This is a genomic window from Streptomyces sp. NPDC048288 (assembly GCF_043201555.1).
Taxonomy (GTDB): Bacteria; Actinomycetota; Actinomycetes; order Streptomycetales; family Streptomycetaceae; genus Streptomyces.
The window spans coordinates 485649-504870 of the sequence record NZ_JBICZD010000004.1; the positions used below are offsets into that span (position 1 = coordinate 485649).

Here is a 19222-nt window from a genome sequence, read left to right on the forward strand (position 1 = left end):
GCGTCAGAACACGGCGTCGGCCAGCATGAACGCGGCCACCGCGAGCAGTGCGCAGGCGAAGAGCCGTTGCAGCGTGCCCGCGGAGAGCCGGGCCGCGAGCCGTTTGCCGTCCCAGGCGCCGAGCACCGCGGCCGCCGCGAACGGGCCCACCGCCGACCAGTCGACCGGCGCCTGCGCACCGGCGCGCGCCGCCAGCGCGGTCAGCGAGTTGATCGTGATGACCAGCAGGCTGGTCCCGATCGCCGCCCGCATCCGCAGACCCACGACGTTCACCAGAGACGGCACGGCGAGAAACCCACCCCCCACCCCGAGCACCCCGGTCACCGCACCCAGCCCCGCCCCGGCCCCGGCCACCCGGGAAACCCGGACCGGCACCGGGCTGTCGGTGGACCTGGCGGACTCGGTGGATCCGCTGGCCCCTGCGGACGTGGTGGCTCCGGTGAGTCCGGTGGCCCCGGTGGATCCGGTGGCCCCTGAGGACGCGGTGGCCCTGGTGGATCCGGCGGATCCGGAAGCCCCGACGGACGCGGTGAATCCGGTGGATGTGGAAGCCCCATTGGTTCCGGTGAGTCCGGAAGCCCCGGCCGACCCGGAAGCCCCGGCGGACCCACTGGGCCCGCCCCCGGCGGACGGCGGGCGCAGCATCCGCAGGGCCGCCGCGCCCGCGAGGACCGCGAACGCGCCGGTCAGCAGGGCGGCCGGTAGCAGTCGGGACACTGCTCCGCCGATCGCCGCGGGGACGATCCCGGCCGCGGCGAACACCGCTCCCGCCCGCCAGCGCACGGCGCCCTCGCGGGCGTGGGCGACGAGTGCGGTGGCCGAGGTGACCGTGACGACGACCAGGCTGGCGGTGGTGGCCGCGGCCGGGGTGAAGCCGAGCAGATAGATCAGCGCGGGGACGGCCAGCACACTGCCGCCACCGCCCAGGGCCCCGAGCGCCAGACCGGTGACGGCCCCGGCGCCCAGCGCCAGCAGGAGCACGCTCATGCGGGGGTGTCCCCGGAGCTCACGGCGAGTCCGGCCGCGCGCCACGCGGCCATCCCGCCGACGACGTCCACCGCGTCCAGGCCCCGAGCCGTGAGCAACGCCGCCGCCTCCCGTGAGCGCACGCCGGAACGGCAGATCACGACCAGCGGGCGGTCTCCGGCGGCCGGCGGCAGCGGCGCCCCGGCCGCCAGCGCGGACAGCGGGGCGTGCACGGCCTGCGGCGCATGACCGGCCGCCCATTCCCCGGCCTCGCGGACGTCCAGCAGGACGGCCCCCGCGTCGGTGCGCTCGCGCGCCTCGGCGGGGCTCAGCCGGGCCATCGGCAGCCCGGCCTCGGCGGCCGCCGCGAAGCCGTCGTCGACGGCGACCACGTCCCGCCCGGCCGCGTCCAGCAGCGACGCGGCGACGGCGGCCCGCAGCCCGCCCGCGCAGTGCACCCACACCGTGCCGCCGGGTATCTCGCCCAGCCGCTCCCGCACCTGGTGCAGGGGTATGTGGAGCGAGCCGCGCAGGTACCCGCCGGCCCGTTCGCTGTCCCGGCGTACATCGAGGACGACGGCCCCCCGCGTCCCCCGGGCGGCCAGCTCCGCGAACGTGGCGCGCGGGAAGGACCGGGGCTCGTCGCCCGGGCGCAGCCAGGCTCGCGGTGCGCCGGTGGCGGCCGCGGCCGGGCGGTCGATGCCGACCCGGGTCAGCTCCCGCTGGGCGGCGGCGAGTTGGGCCGCCGACTCGGCCAGCAGCGTGACCGGCCTGCCCCAGGGCAGCAGCCAGGCCAGATGGGTGGCGAGCTGTCCGTCGGCCGCGAAGTTGACCGTGCCCGGGACGTGCCCCTCGGCGAACGCCACCCGGGTGCGCAGGTCCACGACCCACTCCCCGGCGGCCAGCCGTGCCGCGATCTCCTCGGCGTCCGCCCGGCGCGGCGGCGTGAGGTCCAGGGGGTCCGGGCCCCGGGAGTTCAGCGGACCCATGTGGGCGTAGTAGGCGGGCACGTCGTCGAGCCCGGCCAGCAGCTCGGCGACGAACGTGTCCACGTCCTTGACCAGCGCCTCGTTCACCTCGCGCTCGCGGCCGATGGTGGTGGCTGTACCGGACGCGTCCCCGGCCGAGCAGAAGCTGCCGAAGCCGTGCGTCGGCAGCACGGCCGTCGCGTCCGGCAACTCGGCGGCCAGCCGCTGCGCCGAGGCGTGCTGCGCCCGGGCCAGCTCACCGGTCAGCCGGGGCTCCACCAGGTCGGGGCGGCCGACCGTCCCGATCAGCAGCGAGCCCCCGGTGAAGACGGCCGTCGCCCGGCCGGCCTCCTCCAGGACGTAGGAGGTGTGGTGCGGGGTGTGCCCGGGCGTGGCCAGCGCGCGCAGCGCCAGCCCCGGCTCGATCTCCAGCACGTCCCCGTCGGCCACCGGCACCCGCTCGTACGCCACCCGCGCCCCGGCCGGCACCGCGTAGGCGGCCCCGGTCAGCCGGGCCAGTTCAAGGCCGCCGGAGACGTAGTCGTTGTGCACATGGGTCTCGACGACGTGCGTGAGCCGCACCCCGCGCCGGGCGACGGCCTCGATCACCCGGTCGATGTCCCGGGGCGGGTCCACCGCGACGGCGCCGTGGGCCCCGCCCGCCAGGTAACCGCGGTTGCCCAGCCCGGGCACCTCGATGGTGTCGACGAAGGACACGGCAGCACTCCTCTCCTCGATCCCCGGAAATTACCCCCGGGGGTATGTTCATCACCGTAGCAGAGGTACCCCCGGGGGTATCTGACGCGTGCCGTTACCGATCAGTCACGCGTAGGGTCGGAGAGCAGGCACGTGAGCAGAGCGACGAAAGGTCAGGTCCATGGCGCAGGAAGTACGCGGCGTGATCGCACCGGGGAAGAACGAGCCGGTGCGGGTCGAGACGATCGTGGTGCCGGACCCCGGGCCGGGCGAAGCCGTCGTACAGGTGCAGGCCTGCGGGGTCTGCCACACCGACCTGCACTACAAGCAGGGCGGTATCAACGACGAGTTCCCCTTCCTGCTGGGCCATGAGGCCGCCGGCGTGGTGGAGTCGGTCGGCGAGGGCGTCACGGACGTCGCGCCCGGGGACTTCGTGATCCTCAACTGGCGTGCGGTGTGCGGGAACTGCCGGGCGTGTCTGCGCGGCCGCCCCTGGTACTGCTTCAACACCCACAACGCGAAGCAGAAGATGACCCTCGCCTCGACCGGGCAGGAGCTCTCCCCGGCGCTCGGCATCGGCGCCTTCGCCGAGAAGACACTGGTGGCGGCGGGCCAGTGCACCAAGGTCGACCCGGCCGTCTCGCCGGCGGTCGCCGGTCTCCTCGGCTGCGGGGTGATGGCGGGCATCGGCGCCGCGATCAACACCGGCAACGTCGGCCGGGGCGACTCGGTCGCCGTGATCGGCTGCGGCGGTGTCGGTGACGCGGCGATCGCCGGGGCCCGGCTGGCCGGGGCGGCGAGGATCATCGCCGTCGACATCGACGACCGGAAGCTGGAGAAGGCGCGCGCCCTGGGCGCCACCCACACCGTCAACTCCCGTGAGAACGACGCGGTCGAGGCGATCCGCGAGCTGACCGGCGGCTTCGGCGCCGACGTCGTCATCGAGGCGGTCGGCCGCCCGGAGACGTACAACCAGGCGTTCTACGCCCGTGACCTCGCCGGCACGGTCGTCCTGGTCGGCGTGCCGACCCCCGAGATGAAGCTCGAACTGCCGCTCCTGGACGTCTTCGGCCGCGGCGGCGCCCTCAAGTCCAGCTGGTACGGCGACTGTCTGCCCTCCCGGGACTTCCCCATGCTGATCGACCTGCATCTGCAGGGCCGGCTGCCGCTGGACGCCTTCGTCACCGAGACCGTCCAGCTCGACGAGGTGGAGAAGGCGTTCGAGCGGATGCACGGCGGCGACGTGCTGCGTTCGGTGGTGGTGCTCTGATGACCACGCGCATCGAACGACTGGTCACCGCCGGGCAGTTCACCCTCGACGGCGGCACCTGGGACGTCGAGAACAACGTGTGGATCGTGGGCGACGAACGCGAGGTGATCGTCATCGACGCCGCCCACGACGCCGAGGCCATCGCCGCCGCCGTGGACGACCGCGTCCTCAAGGCGATCATCTGCACCCACGCCCACAACGACCACATCGACGCCGCGCCCGCCCTCGCGGACCTCACCGGCGCCAAGATCTGGCTGCACCCGGACGACCTGCCGCTGTGGAAGATGACCCACCCCGACCGCGACCCCGACAACCATCTGGCCGACGGGATGGTCATCGAGACCGCGGGCGCCGACCTGACCGTGCTGCACACGCCCGGCCACGCCCCCGGCGCCGTCTGCCTGTACGACCCCGGGCTCGGCGCCGTCTTCACCGGCGACACCCTCTTCCAGGGCGGCCCGGGCGCGACCGGAAGGTCGTACTCCCACTTCCCGACGATCATCGACTCCGTCCGGGACAAGCTGCTCACCCTCCCGCCGGAGACCAAGGTCCTGACCGGACACGGCGACCCGACCACCATCGGCGCCGAGGCACCCCACCTGGCGGAGTGGATCGCCCGCGGCCACTGACCGCACCAGCCGGAGAACCCCGGGCGCGTGGCCGCGGGCCCTCCTACGATCACGCGCATGACCACCCCCGCCACGCTCGTGACCCCGCACACCACCCGCGTCCTGCGCTGCGCCCCCGAGGGGCCGGCGCCGGCCGGCGAGAGCGCCGCCCTCGACCTCCTCGGCGACGCGATGGGCCGGGACGCGGAACTGGTCGCGGTCCCCGTCGAGCGGATCAGCGAGGAGTCCTTCCGGCTCCGCTCCGGGGTCGCGGGCGCGGCGGCCGGTTCCGCGCTGCGCGACTTCGTGCACGAGGCGAACCGGGGCCGCCGGCTCTGGTTCGTCGCCGACGACGGGGAACCGGAGCAGCGGCTGCGCCCCACGGAGTGACCTGCGGCAGCCCGTCCGGAAAAGGCGACAGGGGATGTCAGGCTTCCGCGCGATCCTCGACCTGACAGCGAAGGATCACGCAACGGAGGCCTGACATGCCCGGACCGCTCGACGGAAAGGTCGCGCTCGTCGCGGGGGCGACCCGCGGAGCCGGACGCGGCATCGCGGTGGAACTGGGCGCGGCGGGCGCCACCGTCTACGCCACGGGACGCTCCACCCGCGCCCGCCGCTCCGAGTACGACCGCCCGGAGACCGTCGAGGACACCGCCGACCTGGTCACCGCGGCCGGCGGCCACGGCATCGCCGTACCCGTCGACCACCTCGAACCGGCCGCCGTGCGTGCCCTCGTCGACCGCGTCGCGGACGAACAGGGCCGCCTCGACATCCTGGTGAACGACATCTGGGGCGGCGAGAACCTGTTCGCCTGGGACCGCCCGGTCTGGGAGCACGACCTGGACGACGGGCTGCGGCTGCTGCGGCTCGCCGTCGAGACCCACGCGATCACCAGCCACTTCGCGCTGCCGCTGCTGCTGCGCGGGCCCGGCGGACTGGTCGTCGAGATGACCGACGGCACCGCCGACTACAACCGCGACACCTACCGCGTCTCCTTCTTCTACGACCTCGCCAAGACGGCCGTCCTGCGGATGGGCTTCGCCCTCGGCCACGAACTCGGCCCGCGCGGCGCCACCGCCGTCGCCCTCACCCCCGGCTGGCTGCGCTCGGAGATCATGCTCGACCACTTCAAGGTCACCGAGGAGACCTGGCGCGACGCCCTCGACACCGTCCCGCACTTCGCCATCTCCGAGACCCCGCGCTACGTCGGCCGCGCCGTCGCCGCCCTCGCCGCCGACCCCGAGGTGGCCCGCTGGAACGGACAGTCCCTCTCCAGCGGCGCCCTCGCCCAGGTGTACGGCTTCACGGACCTCGACGGCAGCCGCCCCGACGCCTGGCGCTACCTCGTCGAGGTGCAGGACGCGGGCCGGCCGGCGGACGTGACCGGCTACCGGTGACTCACGCCTCCTCCGGCAGCGGCAGCCGCCCGGAGTGGCCGGGCGGCAGCGCCAGGTCCTCGCGGACGGCCGCGTAGTAGCCGTCCCGGCCGTCCCGCTGCCGGTCCAGCAGCGTCCGCCAGGTCCCGGGGTCCTGCCGCTCCTCCCGCAGGAACCGCTCCATCGCCATGACGGTGACGACCCACTCCTGGGCCTTCTCCACCACGGCCGGGCTGCCCAGCATGATGAGCTTCTCGCCGTACGGATCACGGGCCAACTGGGCCTCGGCCAGGAGTGGTTCGGCGTCCTGCGGGGACAGCGGGTGCGGGTGCGGGTCGTTGCCCAGATGGGCCGCCACCCGGTAGTCGACGGAGACGGTCTTCTTCAGCGCCTGCGCCCACTCCGCGTACACCGTCAGCCGGCGCTCGTCCCAACGCGCCGCCTGTTCCCGCCGGAACCGCGCGTGATCACCCCGCACCACCGCGAGATACGAACCGAGCGCGCCGATCACGACGCCCAGGAGAGCCGGGAGTTGCTGCAAGAACGCGGACATGTGCGCACGCTATCTGTCCTGTTGATCGCCGCGCCCGTACGGTCGTAGTCATGACCGGACCTGGACTCGATCGCTTCGCCGGACACGGGGTTCTCGTCACGGGCGCGGCCCGTGGCATCGGCGCGGCCGTCGCCCGGCGGCTCGCCGAGGAGGGCGCCCGGGTGCTGGCGACCGACCGGGACCTGCCCGAGGCGGAGAAGACGGCGGCCGCGCTGCGCGAACAGGGCCTGGCGGTGGAGGCGTTCGGCTGCGACGTGGCCGACCGGGACTCCGTGGCGGCGGCCGTCGAGCACGCCGTCGGGGCCTTCGGCGGACTCGACGTGCTGGTGAACAGCGCCGCCCACTGCACCCCGGACCGCCCGCTGTTCGAGGACCAGCCGGACGATGCCTGGGCCCTCGACCTCGACATCACGCTCACCGGCGTCCACCGCTGCTGCCGCGCCGCGCTTCCGCACCTCGCCGCCTCCGGCCGGGGCGCGATCGTGAGCGTCGGCTCGGTCAACGCCGAGGCGGACTTCGGCAACCACGCCTACAGCGCCGCCAAGGCCGGACTGGTCTCGCTGACCCGCACCCTGGCCGGGCACGCCGCCGCGCGCGGGGTCCGGGTCAACCTGGTGGAGCCGGGCACGGTCCGCACCTCGGCCTGGGAGGGGCGGGAGGACGAACTCGACGCCGTCCGGCCGCTCTACCCTCTCGGCCGGGTCGGCGAACCGGCCGACGTGGCCGCCGCCGTCGCCTTCCTCGCCTCCCGCGACGCGGCCTGGATCACCGGCACCACCCTCCGCGTCGACGGCGGGCTCACCGCCGTCCACAGCGGATTCCACGCGGCGCTGCGCCCGCACCGGGAGGCCCGGGGCGGCTCAGAGGGCCGCTGACGCCGTCGCGAGCGCCTCCAGCACCCGGCAGGTGTCGTCCTCGGCGGTCCGCCAGTTGCTGAACGCCGCCCGCAGCGCCGGCACCCCGGCGAACACCGTCGGCGTCAGGAACGCCTCCCCGGACGCGGCGACCGACCGGGCCAGGGCGGCCACCCGCTCCCGCGTGGGATCCCCGGCGAGGGTGAAGCAGACGACGTTCAGCCGGACCGGGGCGAGCAGCCGCAGGGCGGGCAACTCCTCGATGCCGGCGCCGAGACGGCGGGCCTCGGTGACGTTGCGCTCGACGATCTCGCGGTGCCCGTCCCGGCCGTACGCCGTCAGCGCGAACCAGGCCGGCAGCGCCCGCATCCGGCGGGAGTTCTCCGGGGTGAGGTGCAGGAAGTCCGGGGTGCCGGCGGGCGGGCCCAGGTAGGGGGACTCGTTCTGGAAGACGGCCATCTGCAGGTCGCGGCGGCGGGTGAACTGGACGGCCGCGTCGTAGGGGACGTTCAGCCACTTGTGCAGGTCGACACAGACCGAGTCGGCCGCGTCGAGCCCGGCGACCAGCGGGGCGTGGGCGGGGGAGAGGGCGGCGAAGGCGCCGAACGCGGCGTCCACGTGCAGCCAGAAGTCGTACCGCTCCTTCAGGGCGGCGATCGCCCGCAGGTCGTCGAAGTCGACGGTGTTGACCGTGCCCGCGTTGGCGACGACGATCGCGGGCCGTCCCTCCAGCGCGGCCAGCGCCGTGTCGAGCGCGGTCACGTCCACCGCCTCCCGGTCGCCGGGCAGCAGTGGCACCGGCAGCAGCCGGTCCCGGCCGATGCCGAGCACCGACAGGGCCTTGCCGACGCTGGAGTGCGGGCTGCCGGAGAGCACGTCGACCGGGCCGAGCGCGGCGGCCCCGGCCCGGGCGACGTCCACCCCGAGCCGTTCGCCGAGCCATTCCCGGGCGATGGCCAGGCCGACCGTGTTCGACATCGTGGCGCCGGTCACAAACGCCCCGCTGTGCGCCTCGCCGAGTCCGAACAGCTCGGCCAGCCAGGACACGGTCTCGCGCTCCAGGGCGGCACCCCAGGAACCGGCGTCGCCGGACAGGTTCTGGTCGTAGGCCGAGGTCAGCCAGTCGCCGGTGAGGGAGGCGGGGGTCACACCGCCGGTGACGAAACCGAGGTAGCGTGGCCCGGCCGAGGCGGACATTCCCGGCGCCCACCGCTCGGTGAACCGGGCCAGCGCGCCGGCCCCGCCCTCCCCCCGCTCGGGCAGCGCCGCCCGCGCGGGTGCGGGCCCGAGTACGGCCACCGGCCGCTCGGCCGACCCGGCCGCCGCACGGGCGGCCACGTCGCGGGCGGACTGGAGGAGTTCGGGAAGCCGGGCGAGATCGGCGGCGAGTGCGGGGTGCATGCCCCGCACACTAGGTCGGCCACGACGCTGTGGCGCGGGCCACTTCCGGGTAAGTGGACCGATGCGGCCGGGGCGGTCGCGACGGGTAAGTTAACCGTTTCGTCACAGCCCGCCCCGGGCTACAACCAATGCCGCGCATCGGGCGGTCCAGTACGACGAGACCACAGCACAGAAAAAGGAGACAGACGTCATATGGGGGACATACGTAGACGAAGTGCCGTAGTGCTCGGTGTCACGGGTCTTGTGGCGCCGCTCGCGCTCGCCGTCACCGCCGCCCCGGCGCAGGCCGCGAGCTGCACCACGCAGGCCGGGCCGTACCAGAAGCAGGTCGAGAAGTTCCTCGGCCGGCCGGTGGACGGCAAGCAGTCCACGGCCGACTGCAAGGCGATCCAGGCGTTCCAGAACAAGCACGGCATCACCCCCGCCGTCGGCTACGCCGGGTCCGTCACCTGGGGTGTGATGGACCTGATGAACAAGCAGAAGGCCGTCGGGAACAACCCCAACAAGGACGGCAAGTGCCCCACCAACAAGGGGCGCATCGCCTGCGTCAACCTCACCCTCCAGCTGAGCTGGATCCAGGACGGCAACAAGCTCGTCTACGGTCCGGTCCCGGTCCGCACCGGCCGCGACGGGTTCGAGACCCGCACCGGCCTGAAGAAGATCTACTGGCGTGACATCGACCACGTCTCGTCGGTCTACAACGTGCCGATGCCCTACAGCCAGTTCTTCGACGGCGGCCAGGCCTTCCACTCGGTGAGTCTCAGCATGTGGAACCCGCCGGGCTCGCACGGCTGCGTCAACATGACGACCACCACCGCCAAGAAGTACTGGTCGCTGCTGAAGACCGGCGACGACGTCTACGTGTACGGCCGCAAGCCGGGCACCTGACGGCACCCGGCCCCGGCCGGCGCCCCGGCTCAGCTCGCCGGGGCGTCCCCGAAGTCCGGGATCTCCAGCCTGGCCCCGCCCTGCCGCGCCGACTCGTGCGCGACGATGCCCGGCAGGGTGTAGCGGGCGGCGACCCACGCGTTCACCGTCGGCAGGGTGCGGGTGTTGACCGCCGTCACGAAGTCGTCCACCAGGAAGTGGTGGCTGCCCTCGTGCCCGTTGTGCAGCGTGTCGAACTCGCGCGGCAGCCGCTCCCGGTCGTGCACCGGCGCCGACCCGGAGGTGAACGCGGCCCGCAGCTCCGGCGCGATGTGCCGCAGCGACGGGTCGTCCGGGGGCATCGTGGGCTTGGGCTCGAGAAGCTCGCTGATGTCCTTCACGCCCTTCTTGTCCTGCCACAGCGCCACCGTCGCCAGCTGCTCCATGCTCGCCTCGGTGCCGAAGAACCGGAACCGCGACTCACGGATGTGGGACGGGTAGCCGACCCGCCGGAACTCGTTGGTACGGAACGACCCGCCGCCCGCCACCTCGAAGAGCGCGGTGGCGTTGGACACGTCGTTGCCGAACTGGCTGACGTCCTTGTCGAAGACGCCGTCGCCGCGGTCGTCGGTCACGCCGATCGCCGACACGCTCACCGCGTGGGTCTGCCAGGCGCCGAGCACCCCGCCCACCGCGTGCGTCGGATAGAGCAGCGGAGGGTAGCTGGCGGTCGACTTCCAGTTCTCGCCGCCGCTGTAGCGGTAGGCGTCGTAGAAGCCGAGGTCCATGTCGTGGACGTAGTCGCCCTCGGCGTAGAACAGCCGCCCGAAGGCGCCCTCGGCGATCTGGTTGCGGGCGTGCACGGTCGCCGGGTTGTACTGGCTGGTCTCGCCCATCATGTACGTCAGGCCGGTCGCCTTGACCGCGTCGATGATCGCCGCGATCTCCTCGGTGGTGATCGCCATGGGGACCGCCGAGTACACGTGCTTGCCGGCGTTCAGGCCCTGCAGGACCAGCGGGCCGTGCGTCCAGCGCTGGGTGAAGATCGCGACCGCGTCGACGTCCGCCGACTCCAGCATGGCCTCGTACGACGGGAAGGCGCCCGCCAGGTTCTGGGCGGCGGCGAGCTGCTCCGCCCGCTCGGGCAGCAGATCGGTGACGTAGACGTCGCCGACGCCGGGATGGGCCTGGAACAGCGTGGCGAACTGGCCGGAGAACTGACCGGCGCCGACGATGCCGAGTGAGAAAGTCATGGTGGTTACTTTTGCTTCGGAAGAATCTTCCCGTCAAGGGGCGGAAGGAAGTAGGAAAGACAGCACAAGGGCGCTTCTGCGGCGCACCCGGCGCACAGTAGGGTGGCCGGGTTACTTCAGGTCCGGAAGAAAAGGGATCCCGTGAGCGACTGGCTGCCCCTGAGCCCCGCGGAGCGCTCCGTGGCGATCGAGGTGCTCGTGCACGGCCCGCTGTCGCGCACCGAGCTGGCCCATCGGCTCCGGCTCTCCCAGGGCAGCCTCACCCGCCTCACCAAGCCGCTCATCGAGTCCGGCCTGCTCGTGGAGGCCCCCTGGGCGGGAGCGCCGGCGGAGGCGCGCCAGGGCCGCCCCTCGCAGCCGCTCGACGTGGTCGCCGAGTCCCGCTCCTTCCTCGGTTTCAAGATCACCGACGAGATGGTGTACGGCGTCGTCACCTCCCTCAGGAGCGACATAGTCGCCCGCCTCGACCGGCCCCTGACCAGCCATGACCCCGAGCAGGTCGCCGACCTGCTGGCCACCATGACGGCCGAGCTCGCCGCCGGCCGTCCCGCCGTGGCCGGCATAGGCATCGGCGTCGGCGGGTTCGTGCGGGACCATGCGGTGGTCGGCGAGTCGCCGTACCTGCGATGGCGTGACGTGCCGCTGGCCGAGCTGGTCCGGGAGCGCACCGGGCTGCCGGTGGTCGTGGAGAACGACGTGGCCGCCCTGGTCGAGGCCGAGACCTGGTTCGGCGCCGGCCGCGGACTGGACCGCTTCGTCGTGCTGACCATCGGCGCGGGCATCGGCTACGGGCTGGTGCTCGGGGGGAAGCGGGTTCCCTATGCCGAGGAGGACCGCGGCTTCGGCCGGCACTGGATCATCGACCCGCTGGGCCCGCTCACCCCCGAGGGCGAACGCGGCAGCGCCGTGTCCCTGCTCACCATCCCCAGCATCCGCTACCAGATCCGGGCCGCCACCGGCCGGGACGCGTCCTACGAGGAGATCCTGGCCGGCGCCGCCGAGGGCGAACCGATGGCCGCGCGGGTGATCGGCGAGGCCGGCCGGGCGCTGGGCACACTGCTCGCGCAGATCGCCAACTTCGTGCTGCCGCAGAAGATCCTGCTGGCCGGAGAGGGGGTCGGCCTGATGGAGGTGGCCGGGGACGCGGTGCTGGACGTCGTCCGCGCCCACCGGCACCCGCTGGCCGCGCCGGTCCGGCTGGAGACGAAGGTCTCCGACTTCCACGACTGGGCGCGCGGCGCCGCCGTGTTGGCGATCCAGGTGCTGGTGCTCGGCGGGGCCGACGGCTGAACTGCCGTGTCAGCCCGGACGGCCGCCACCGTTCCGCATCGAACTCCCGCTTCCGCTTGACACATTGACGTGATGAGTAACACGGTCCGTTATGTCCGTATCAGTCGTACTTACTCACGGCGCCTTCACGTCGATCGGCATATGCTTCACACCATGTCCACCACTGTTGAAGCCGTCACCGAGCGATCGGCCGACGAGGTCAACGAGGAGATCCGGGCCCTGTGGCTCCGGTCGGGCGGGACACTGAGCACCGAGCAGCGCGAGGAGTACCAGCGGCTCGTCCTCGAATGGGCGGCGGCGACCCCGTAGCAGCCGGACCAGGCGGCCCGACCGCCCGTCCCGGGCACCCGCAGGAGCGGGTGCCCTTCTCGTAGGCCTCAGCCGGCTCTCGCCGACCCTCTCCGTCAGCCCCAAGTAGCCGAGTAGTAGCGCTGGTACGCCTTGCGGTCCTGCTCCGCGCGGATGAAGCGGGTGGCGACCAGGGCGACCAGGCTGCCCCCGACCACCAGCAGACCCGGACCGACGTTGCGGGTGTCCGTGAGCCGGGCGATCAGACCGGTCCCGTCCGAGGCGCCGACCGGCGCCGACGACCCCGGCGAGGCCGCGCTCGGCGCGATCGCGCTGTGGGTGGCCGAGGTCGAGGGCGTCGGCGCGGCGCTCTGCCCGCCGGCCGCCGCCTGCTTCGACACGATCAGCTGCACGTTCAGCGCGGCCATCGCCCGCGTCACCGGCTGGAAGAACGTCACCCCGCCCACGGTGCAGTCACCGCTGCCGCCCGAGGTCACGCCCAGCGCGATGCCCTCTGAGAACAACGGACCGCCGCTGTCGCCCGGTTCGGCGCACACATTGGTCTGGATGAGCCCGGTGACCGTGCCCTCGGGGTAGTTGACGGTCGCGTTCAGCGCGGTCACCGTGCCGTCGTGCAGTCCGCTGGTGGAACCGCTGCGGAACACCTTCTGCCCGACCGTCGGATCGGCGGACCCGGTGATCCGCACGCCCTGGCCGTTGCCGATCGCGACCACGTCGGCGTTGTCACCGGCCTTCCCGTTCGCGTACTGGATCAGGGAGAAGTCACTGCCCGGGAACTGCGTGTCGATCGTGGTGCCGACCTGCTGGTTGTTGCCCTGGCCCTCGTCGAACCAGATGGTCTTGGCCGGACCGCAGTGCCCGGCGGTGAGAATGAAGTCGGTCGTCCCGTTGGTGACGTTGAACCCCGCCGAACAGCGGCCGCCCGTCGACAGGATGGGCTGTGCGCCGTTCAGCCGGGTGGTGAACTTCCCCTCGGAGCGCTGCATCTGCACATAACTGCCGATGCCCGCGGCGACCCGGCTCAGGTCCGACCAGTCCGAGGAGGAGACCGTGCTGTCGGCCTCCACCATCACCCGGTTGGTCCGGTAGTCCACCGCCCACGCGGTCCCCGCCACCCTCGGCGCCGCCCGCAGCGTCGCGGTTGCCGCCTTCAGCTCGTTCATGCTGTGCGAGACCAGCTTCGGCTCGGCGCCCGCCCGCTTCACCATCGCCGCGGCCTGTTCGTCGGTCACCGCGACCACCGGCTTGCCGTCGGCGCCGATCCAGCTGCCCGCCGTACGGGCCGTACCGAGCGTGGCGACCAGCGAGGCGCCGGTGTCACCGGCCTCCGTCGCGGAGCTGAAGGGGACGGCGGACGTGCCGGGAGTCTCGCTCGCCATGGCCGTGGTGACCATCGCGCCTCCCAGAAGGAGTCCGCCGACCGCCGCCAGCTGCGTCCCCCGCCGGACGACCCGTCGTCGTGCGTGCCTCATCCATGGCTCCCGAAACCCCGAACGCGCGGTGCCTGCACCGCGGGGCCCTCCGGTCGTCGAGCGCCCTGCTCTTCATACGGGGGCGGGCGCGGAGGCGTTCACAGCGCCGGTGATCTTTGCGATCCCGTGGCAGTACGACGTGGCCGTCCGCCTCGTTCCCGGGCCCGGCGCCGCCGCCTATCTTGACGTCATGACCAGCATCCCGCACGAGAGCCCGGCCGAGCCGAACCCGCTGCGCGCCCTCACCCTCGACCGGCTGCGATGTCGTACGAGCATGAAATGGCGCACCTACCCGGCGGACGTGCTCCCGGTGTGGGTGGCGGAGATGGACGTGCCGCTCGCCGGAGCGGTCGTCCGCGCGGTCACGGAGGCGATGGAACGCGGCGACACCGGCTATCCGGCGGGCACCGCCTACGCCGAGGCGCTCGCCGCGTTCGCCGCGAAACGCTGGGGCTGGGACGGACTCGACGTGTCCCGCACGGCGATCGTCCCCGACGTGATGCTCGGCGTGGTCGAGATGCTCCGGCTGGTCACCGGGCCCGGTGACCCGGTGGTCGTCAACTCCCCGGTGTACCCGCCCTTCTACCAGTTCGTCGGTCATCTGGACCGGCAGGTGGTGGAGGCCCCGCTCGGCGCCGACGGACGCATCGACCTCGACGTCCTCGCCGACACCTTCCGCGGCCTCGGCGGCGGCCGGGCCGCCTATCTGCTGTGCAGCCCGCACAACCCGACCGGCACCGTCCACACCACCGGCGAACTCACCACCGTGACCGCCCTCGCCGAGCGGTACGGCGTCCGGGTCGTCGCCGACGAGATCCACGCCCCGCTCACCGCCCCGGGCGCCGACTTCGTGCCGTATCTGAGCGTGCCGGGCGCGCAGCGCGGGCTGTCGCTGATGTCGGCGTCCAAGGCCTGGAACCTCGCCGGACTCAAGGCCGCGCTCGCCGTCGCCGGACCCGGGGCCGCCGCCGACCTCGCCCGGCTGCCGGAGGAGGTCAGCCACGGCCCGAGCCATGTCGGCGTCCTCGCCCACACCGCCGCCCTCACCGACGGCACCGCCTGGCTGGACGCGCTGCTCGCCGGGCTCGACGAGAACCGGCGGCTCCTCGCCGACCTGCTCGACCGCCACCTGCCCGGCATCCGGTACCGGCCCGCCCGGGCCACCTACCTCGCCTGGCTCGACTGCCGCGCCCTCGGCCTCGGCGACGACCCGGCCGAGGTCTTCCTGGAGCGCGGCCGGGTCGCCGTCAACTCCGGGATCCCCTTCGGCACGGGCGGCGCCGGGCACGTCCGGTTCAACCTGGCGACCTCCCCGGAGATCATCACGGAGGCCGTACGGCGGATGGCGGCGGCACTGGCCTGAGCCGCCGCGCGCCCGGCTGCCATCATGACCGTATGCGTGTGCTGATGCCGCTTCCCGACCGGGACTTCGACGTGACCGAAGTGGCCGTGCCCTGGCGGCTGCTGACCCGGGCCGGTCACGAGGTCGTGTTCGCCACCGAACACGCCGGGACCCGGCCCGCCGCCGACCCCAGGCTGCTCACCGGCGTCCTGTTCGGACAGCTCGGAGCCGAGGACGAACCCAAGCGGTTCTACGAACAGCTCACCGCGGCACCGGAGTTCACCGGGACAGTGGCGTGGGCCGGTCTCGACGCCGGCGGCTTCGACGGGCTGGTGCTGCCCGGCGGGCACGCGCCCGGCATGCGCCAGTACCTCGGCTCGCCCGAACTCCGCGCCACGGTCGGCCGGTTCTGGGCGCTCGGCCGGCCGGTGGGCGCGATCTGCCACGGCGTACTGGTCCTCGCCCGCACCCAGGACCCGGCGACCGGCCGCAGCGTCCTGTCCGGCCGCCGCACCACCTGCCTGCCCAAGTACATGGAACGCACCGCCTATCTGACGACCGCCTGGCGCCTGGGCCGCTACTACCGCACGTACCCCGCCTACGTCGAGGACGAGGTGCGCGCCGCCCTCGCCGACCCGGCCGCCCAGTTCGAGCGCGGGCCCCGCGTCCTCACCCGGCGCGGCACCGCGAACGACGACAGCCCCGCCTTCGTCGTCGAGGACGGCGACTATCTCTCGGCCCGCTGGCCCGGCGACGCCTATCTCTTCGCCCGCCGCTACCTCGATCTGCTCGAACGGCCCACCGGCGCCTAGACTTCCGCCATGGACGACACCACCGGGACGGACCTCGACCGGCTCGGCGCCGGCAAGTACCTGCTGGTCACCAGCTACCGCAAGGACGGCACACCCGTCCCCACCCCGGTGTGGGTGGTGCGGGACGGGGACGCGCTCGGCGTCTGGACGGTGGCCGACAGCTTCAAGGTCAAGCGGATCCGCCGACGCGCCGAGGTCACGGTCGGCCCCTGCGACGTGCGGGGGAACGCCGCCGGCGACCCGGTCGCGGCCACCGCCGAGATCACCGACGCGGCCACCGCCGCCCGTTACCGCAAGCTGATCGCCCGCAAGTACGGCATCGCCGGCCGCTTCGTCCTCCTCGGCAGCAGGCTGCGGCGCGGCGCCGACGGCACGGTCGGCATCCGGGTCACCCTGACGCCCTGAGGAGGCCGCCGCCTCCCCAGGGCGCGTGCGGTTACGGGGCGTCCAGCACCCTGCCGGTGAGCACCAGGCCACCCGGCAGCGGGCTGCCCTCGTCATCGGTCTGCCGGAAGCTCACCGTCTCGGTGTCCTCCCTGACCTGGTCCTTCACCGTGGGCACGGTCACGTCCAGGCTCGTCTGCCCGGCGGGGACGTCCAGCCAGAGGTAGAGGCCCTCCACCTTGGACAGCGGCCGCTCCGGGTCCGGTTCCGCGCCCGAGGCGTCGGCCAGCCAGCGCGGATCGACGTCCTTCGTGGACAGCTCCGGGCCGGTGACCGGGACCGGGACGAACAGCGAGGCGATGTCGGTGTCCGCGGCCTCGGACAGCGAGATCCGCCACTTCAGGGCCGAGCCCTCGGTCACCTCGCCCGCGAGCGGGGTCACCGTGACGGTGGGCGCCGGGTCGTCGTTGCGCACGGTCAGCCCGCCCAGGTAGGAGCCGACCACGGCCCCGTGCACGGCCTTGACCAGTACGTCGTACGACACGTCGGTGCCGAAGCGCGTGTTGCCGCGCACCGCGACCGGGACGTCGACACCATGGCCGCCGGGCCGCGCGGTGACCACGCGGTCCTTCGCGGTGCCGGTCGCCGGGTCGACGACGTACACCCGGACCCGGCCGCTGCCGTGCCCGGACACCCGCACCGGAACGTGGTAGGTGCGCACACCCGAGTCGCCCTCGTCGACGGTGACCCGGCCGACGTCCACGCGCGGCAGCGCCGCCGCCCGGACCGCCGGGGTGCCCGGCCGCCAGCCCCAGGCGTCCATCAGCCAGGCCCGCCCGGACCCCGAACGCGGAGTCAGCTCAAGGGACTTGACGGAGCCCAGGTCCACTCCGGCCGCGCGGGCGGCGGTCAGCGGCACGCGCAGCTCCCGCGCCCAGTAGGACGCGGTGCGGTCACTGCCCGGCAGCCCGTCGACCTGGACCCGGCCCAGGGTCGCCCTGCGGCCGTGGGCGTCGGTGACGGACACGTCGAGCCGGGTGCCCCGGGAGTCGGGCGGCACGAAGACCCGCAGCGCGAGCGACTCGGCCGAGCGCAGGGAGACCGGCCGGGCCGGCCGCACACGCGTCGGCGAGCCGGCGGACGTCCAGCGCAGCGCGATCGCGTGCCGGCCGCTCTCCCGGGCCGTCTCCCACTGCGCGAAGTGCGGTGAGGCGCCCTTGGCGCCCTCGCCCAGACAGGCCACCGCGGGGTCCGGGTCGACCGCCGAGCACAGCCGGCCGCCGGTCACGGTCACCTTGTCGTCCGGCAGGAACCCGGCACCGCGGTTCGCGCCGACCGCGTGGGTCAGCACCCGCGCCGGATCGGCGGACGGCGCCCGCCGCCCGGAACCGTCCAGCAGCGGACGCACCCGGTCGTCGCCCGCGACGAACAGCCGGGCCGCCGCCGCGATGTACGTCGAACCGGCCCGGTGCTGCTGGTCGGCGGTGAGCCGGGTCGCGGCCCCCGGCGAGCACACCGGGTCCCGGTGGTCCGGGTCGTCGTAGAAGTCGTCCTCCGCCGGGGCCTGCGCCTGCCCCGGGGTCCACTCGGTGTTGAAGAAGTTGTGGTCGGCGCCGATCACGTAGACCGCGCTGTGCAGGGCCCTGCCGTCGCTGACCGCGCGGGTGCCGTCGACGTACACCTCGCCCTGCAGGTCGGAGACATCGCCGTCACAGCCCGGCAGGATCGTGGCCGACGGCACGTCCGGCACCGGGTTCTGGCCGAAGACGGTCGGACCGATCAGCACGGTGCCACTGATGTGCCAGCGGACCCGGCCGTGGTAGCCGTCCTGGTCGGCGGGCGGCGGGTACAGGCTGTCCAGCGCGGCCCGGTTCACGCCCTCGCCGCCCCGTGAGTGGCCGATCAGCAGCACCCGGGAGAGGTCGGCGCGGGGTGCCTCACGCACGATCCGGGGCGCGTGCCGCGGGTCGTGCGCCCAGTCCGCCCACCGCGCCAGGTGCAGCCGGACCAGCGACGAGCGGGCCTGGGCGCCGCCGTCCTCGGCCTGCCAGTCCTGGCCGTTGATCCCGTTCGCCGAGATCGACACGGTCACATAGCCCTGGGAGGCCAGCAGCCGCTGGTCGCGGAGGTAACCCCGGTGGCTCGGGATCGGCAGCGTCCCGGCCGGGCACGGCCAGGCGCCGGAGACGTCGTCGGCGCCGCCCTGCGGCTTGTAGCAGGTCCCGTGGCGGCCGTGCAGGAACAGCGCCAGCGGGCGCGGACCGGCGATCCCGGTGGGCGCGACCACCACGGCGCTCATCTCGACCGGGACCGGGAACCCCGGCAGGCGCACCGACCTGAGCCGGTACGAGCCGGTGGTCGTCCGGTAGGAGCCCGGCCTGCCCGGGTCCACCCGGCCGGCGGGCAGCGGAGCCGGGGGCCGGGCCGCCGACCGCGGCGCCGCCTCCTCGGACGGACGGGCGTCCAGCCGCCGTCCGCCGGACCAGACCTGCAGATCCTTCAGCCCGCCGGGCCGCGCGCCGTCGAGACCGAGCCGGAATCCGTGCCCGTCCCGCTCCGGCCTCGGGACCCCCAACAGCCGTCCGCCCGCCCGGAACTCCACCCGGGCATCACCCATCGGCACCCGTCTGCCCGACCGCCACACCAACTGCGGCGCCGATCCTCCCTCGTCGATGCGCCACCCCGGTGGCAGCTTCGTCCCGGCCGCCGCCGCGACCGGTGCCTCCCGCGCCTGTGCGGCGGTCCCTGACATTCCTCCCGCGAGCGCGAGCACCGCCGCCGCGGTGACCCATATGCGC

Annotated in this window: 18 protein-coding genes; 11 read left to right on the forward strand and 7 right to left on the reverse strand. The window is 73.6% G+C overall.

Annotated elements, in window-relative coordinates; all coding sequences use genetic code 11:
- Window positions 1–3: 3 nt before the first annotated feature.
- Window positions 4–987: a sulfite exporter TauE/SafE family protein gene (locus tag ACGFZS_RS17630; protein WP_393795817.1), complete on the reverse strand. Its 984-nt coding sequence runs from the start codon at window positions 985–987 to the stop codon at window positions 4–6.
- A complete protein-coding gene (locus tag ACGFZS_RS17635) occupies window positions 984–2651 on the reverse strand; it encodes a rhodanese-like domain-containing protein (RefSeq protein ID WP_393795818.1) in 1668 nt (555 codons plus the stop codon). Before ACGFZS_RS17635 ends, ACGFZS_RS17630 begins: the two co-directional genes overlap by 4 nt.
- 160 nt (window positions 2652–2811) lie before the next feature.
- Here ACGFZS_RS17635 and ACGFZS_RS17640 point away from each other — a divergent pair, with 160 nt between their 5' ends.
- From ACGFZS_RS17640 to ACGFZS_RS17655, 4 genes are all read left to right on the forward strand, one after another.
- Window positions 2812–3900 carry an S-(hydroxymethyl)mycothiol dehydrogenase gene (locus ACGFZS_RS17640; RefSeq protein ID WP_393795819.1) on the forward strand — a complete coding sequence of 363 codons (1089 nt, stop codon included), beginning with the start codon at window positions 2812–2814 and terminating at the stop codon, window positions 3898–3900.
- The gene (locus ACGFZS_RS17645; RefSeq protein ID WP_355727115.1) at window positions 3900–4529 is read left to right on the forward strand and encodes an MBL fold metallo-hydrolase; all 630 of its coding nucleotides are present in this window, start codon (window positions 3900–3902) and stop codon (window positions 4527–4529) included. The genes ACGFZS_RS17640 and ACGFZS_RS17645 overlap by 1 nt, the downstream gene beginning before the upstream one ends.
- 57 nt (window positions 4530–4586) lie before the next feature.
- Window positions 4587–4898, forward strand: coding sequence for a DUF4180 domain-containing protein (locus ACGFZS_RS17650; protein WP_393795820.1), 312 nt, complete (start codon window positions 4587–4589; stop codon window positions 4896–4898).
- Window positions 4899–4993: 95 nt separating this feature from the next.
- Entirely contained in the window at window positions 4994–5908 is a 915-nt protein-coding gene (locus tag ACGFZS_RS17655; RefSeq protein WP_393795821.1) for an SDR family oxidoreductase, read from the forward strand.
- A 1-nt stretch (window position 5909) separates the two neighbouring features.
- Here the strand turns inward: ACGFZS_RS17655 and ACGFZS_RS17660 are convergent, their stop codons facing one another.
- Window positions 5910–6440, reverse strand: a complete 531-nt coding sequence (locus tag ACGFZS_RS17660; protein WP_365678843.1) for a hypothetical protein — start codon at window positions 6438–6440, stop codon at window positions 5910–5912.
- A 50-nt stretch (window positions 6441–6490) separates the two neighbouring features.
- Between ACGFZS_RS17660 and ACGFZS_RS17665 the strand changes: the two genes are divergently transcribed.
- The gene (locus ACGFZS_RS17665) at window positions 6491–7315 is read left to right on the forward strand and encodes an SDR family NAD(P)-dependent oxidoreductase (protein ID WP_393795822.1); all 825 of its coding nucleotides are present in this window, start codon (window positions 6491–6493) and stop codon (window positions 7313–7315) included.
- Here the strand turns inward: ACGFZS_RS17665 and ACGFZS_RS17670 are convergent.
- Entirely contained in the window at window positions 7301–8695 is a 1395-nt protein-coding gene (locus ACGFZS_RS17670) for a pyridoxal phosphate-dependent decarboxylase family protein (RefSeq protein WP_393795823.1), read from the reverse strand. The two genes, ACGFZS_RS17665 and ACGFZS_RS17670, sit on opposite strands and share 15 nt — an antisense overlap.
- A gap of 192 nt (window positions 8696–8887) precedes the next feature.
- On the opposite strand from ACGFZS_RS17670, the gene ACGFZS_RS17675 reads away from it, so the two are divergent.
- Entirely contained in the window at window positions 8888–9583 is a 696-nt protein-coding gene (locus tag ACGFZS_RS17675) for a L,D-transpeptidase (protein WP_365678837.1), read from the forward strand.
- Between the two features lie 29 nt (window positions 9584–9612).
- On the opposite strand, the gene ACGFZS_RS17680 is transcribed toward ACGFZS_RS17675, so the two are convergent.
- Window positions 9613–10815, reverse strand: a complete 1203-nt coding sequence (locus tag ACGFZS_RS17680; protein ID WP_393795824.1) for a Gfo/Idh/MocA family protein — start codon at window positions 10813–10815, stop codon at window positions 9613–9615.
- 141 nt (window positions 10816–10956) lie between these two features.
- Between ACGFZS_RS17680 and ACGFZS_RS17685 the strand changes: the two genes are divergently transcribed.
- Together ACGFZS_RS17685 and ACGFZS_RS17690 are read left to right on the forward strand one after the other, a co-directional pair.
- Complete coding sequence (locus ACGFZS_RS17685) at window positions 10957–12105, forward strand: ROK family protein (protein WP_393795825.1); 1149 nt, start codon at window positions 10957–10959, stop codon at window positions 12103–12105.
- A gap of 153 nt (window positions 12106–12258) precedes the next feature.
- The gene (locus tag ACGFZS_RS17690; RefSeq protein WP_167450010.1) at window positions 12259–12414 is read left to right on the forward strand and encodes a hypothetical protein; all 156 of its coding nucleotides are present in this window, start codon (window positions 12259–12261) and stop codon (window positions 12412–12414) included.
- 95 nt (window positions 12415–12509) lie between these two features.
- Here ACGFZS_RS17690 and ACGFZS_RS17695 read toward each other — a convergent pair whose 3' ends face one another.
- Window positions 12510–13886, reverse strand: coding sequence for a S1 family peptidase (locus ACGFZS_RS17695; protein ID WP_393795826.1), 1377 nt, complete (start codon window positions 13884–13886; stop codon window positions 12510–12512).
- A 190-nt stretch (window positions 13887–14076) separates the two neighbouring features.
- Here ACGFZS_RS17695 and ACGFZS_RS17700 point away from each other — a divergent pair, with 190 nt between their 5' ends.
- From ACGFZS_RS17700 to ACGFZS_RS17710, 3 genes are read left to right on the forward strand one after another with little or no spacing between them, the layout of a single operon-like run.
- A complete protein-coding gene (locus ACGFZS_RS17700; protein ID WP_393795827.1) occupies window positions 14077–15249 on the forward strand; it encodes a MalY/PatB family protein in 1173 nt (390 codons plus the stop codon).
- Window positions 15250–15281: 32 nt separating this feature from the next.
- The gene (locus ACGFZS_RS17705) at window positions 15282–16040 is read left to right on the forward strand and encodes a type 1 glutamine amidotransferase domain-containing protein (protein WP_393795828.1); all 759 of its coding nucleotides are present in this window, start codon (window positions 15282–15284) and stop codon (window positions 16038–16040) included.
- 9 nt (window positions 16041–16049) lie between these two features.
- A complete protein-coding gene (locus ACGFZS_RS17710; RefSeq protein WP_359216456.1) occupies window positions 16050–16445 on the forward strand; it encodes a PPOX class F420-dependent oxidoreductase in 396 nt (131 codons plus the stop codon).
- 31 nt (window positions 16446–16476) lie between these two features.
- On the opposite strand, the gene ACGFZS_RS17715 is transcribed toward ACGFZS_RS17710, so the two are convergent.
- The gene (locus ACGFZS_RS17715) at window positions 16477–19176 is read right to left on the reverse strand and encodes a hypothetical protein (protein WP_393795829.1); all 2700 of its coding nucleotides are present in this window, start codon (window positions 19174–19176) and stop codon (window positions 16477–16479) included.
- Window positions 19177–19222: the final 46 nt, after the last annotated feature.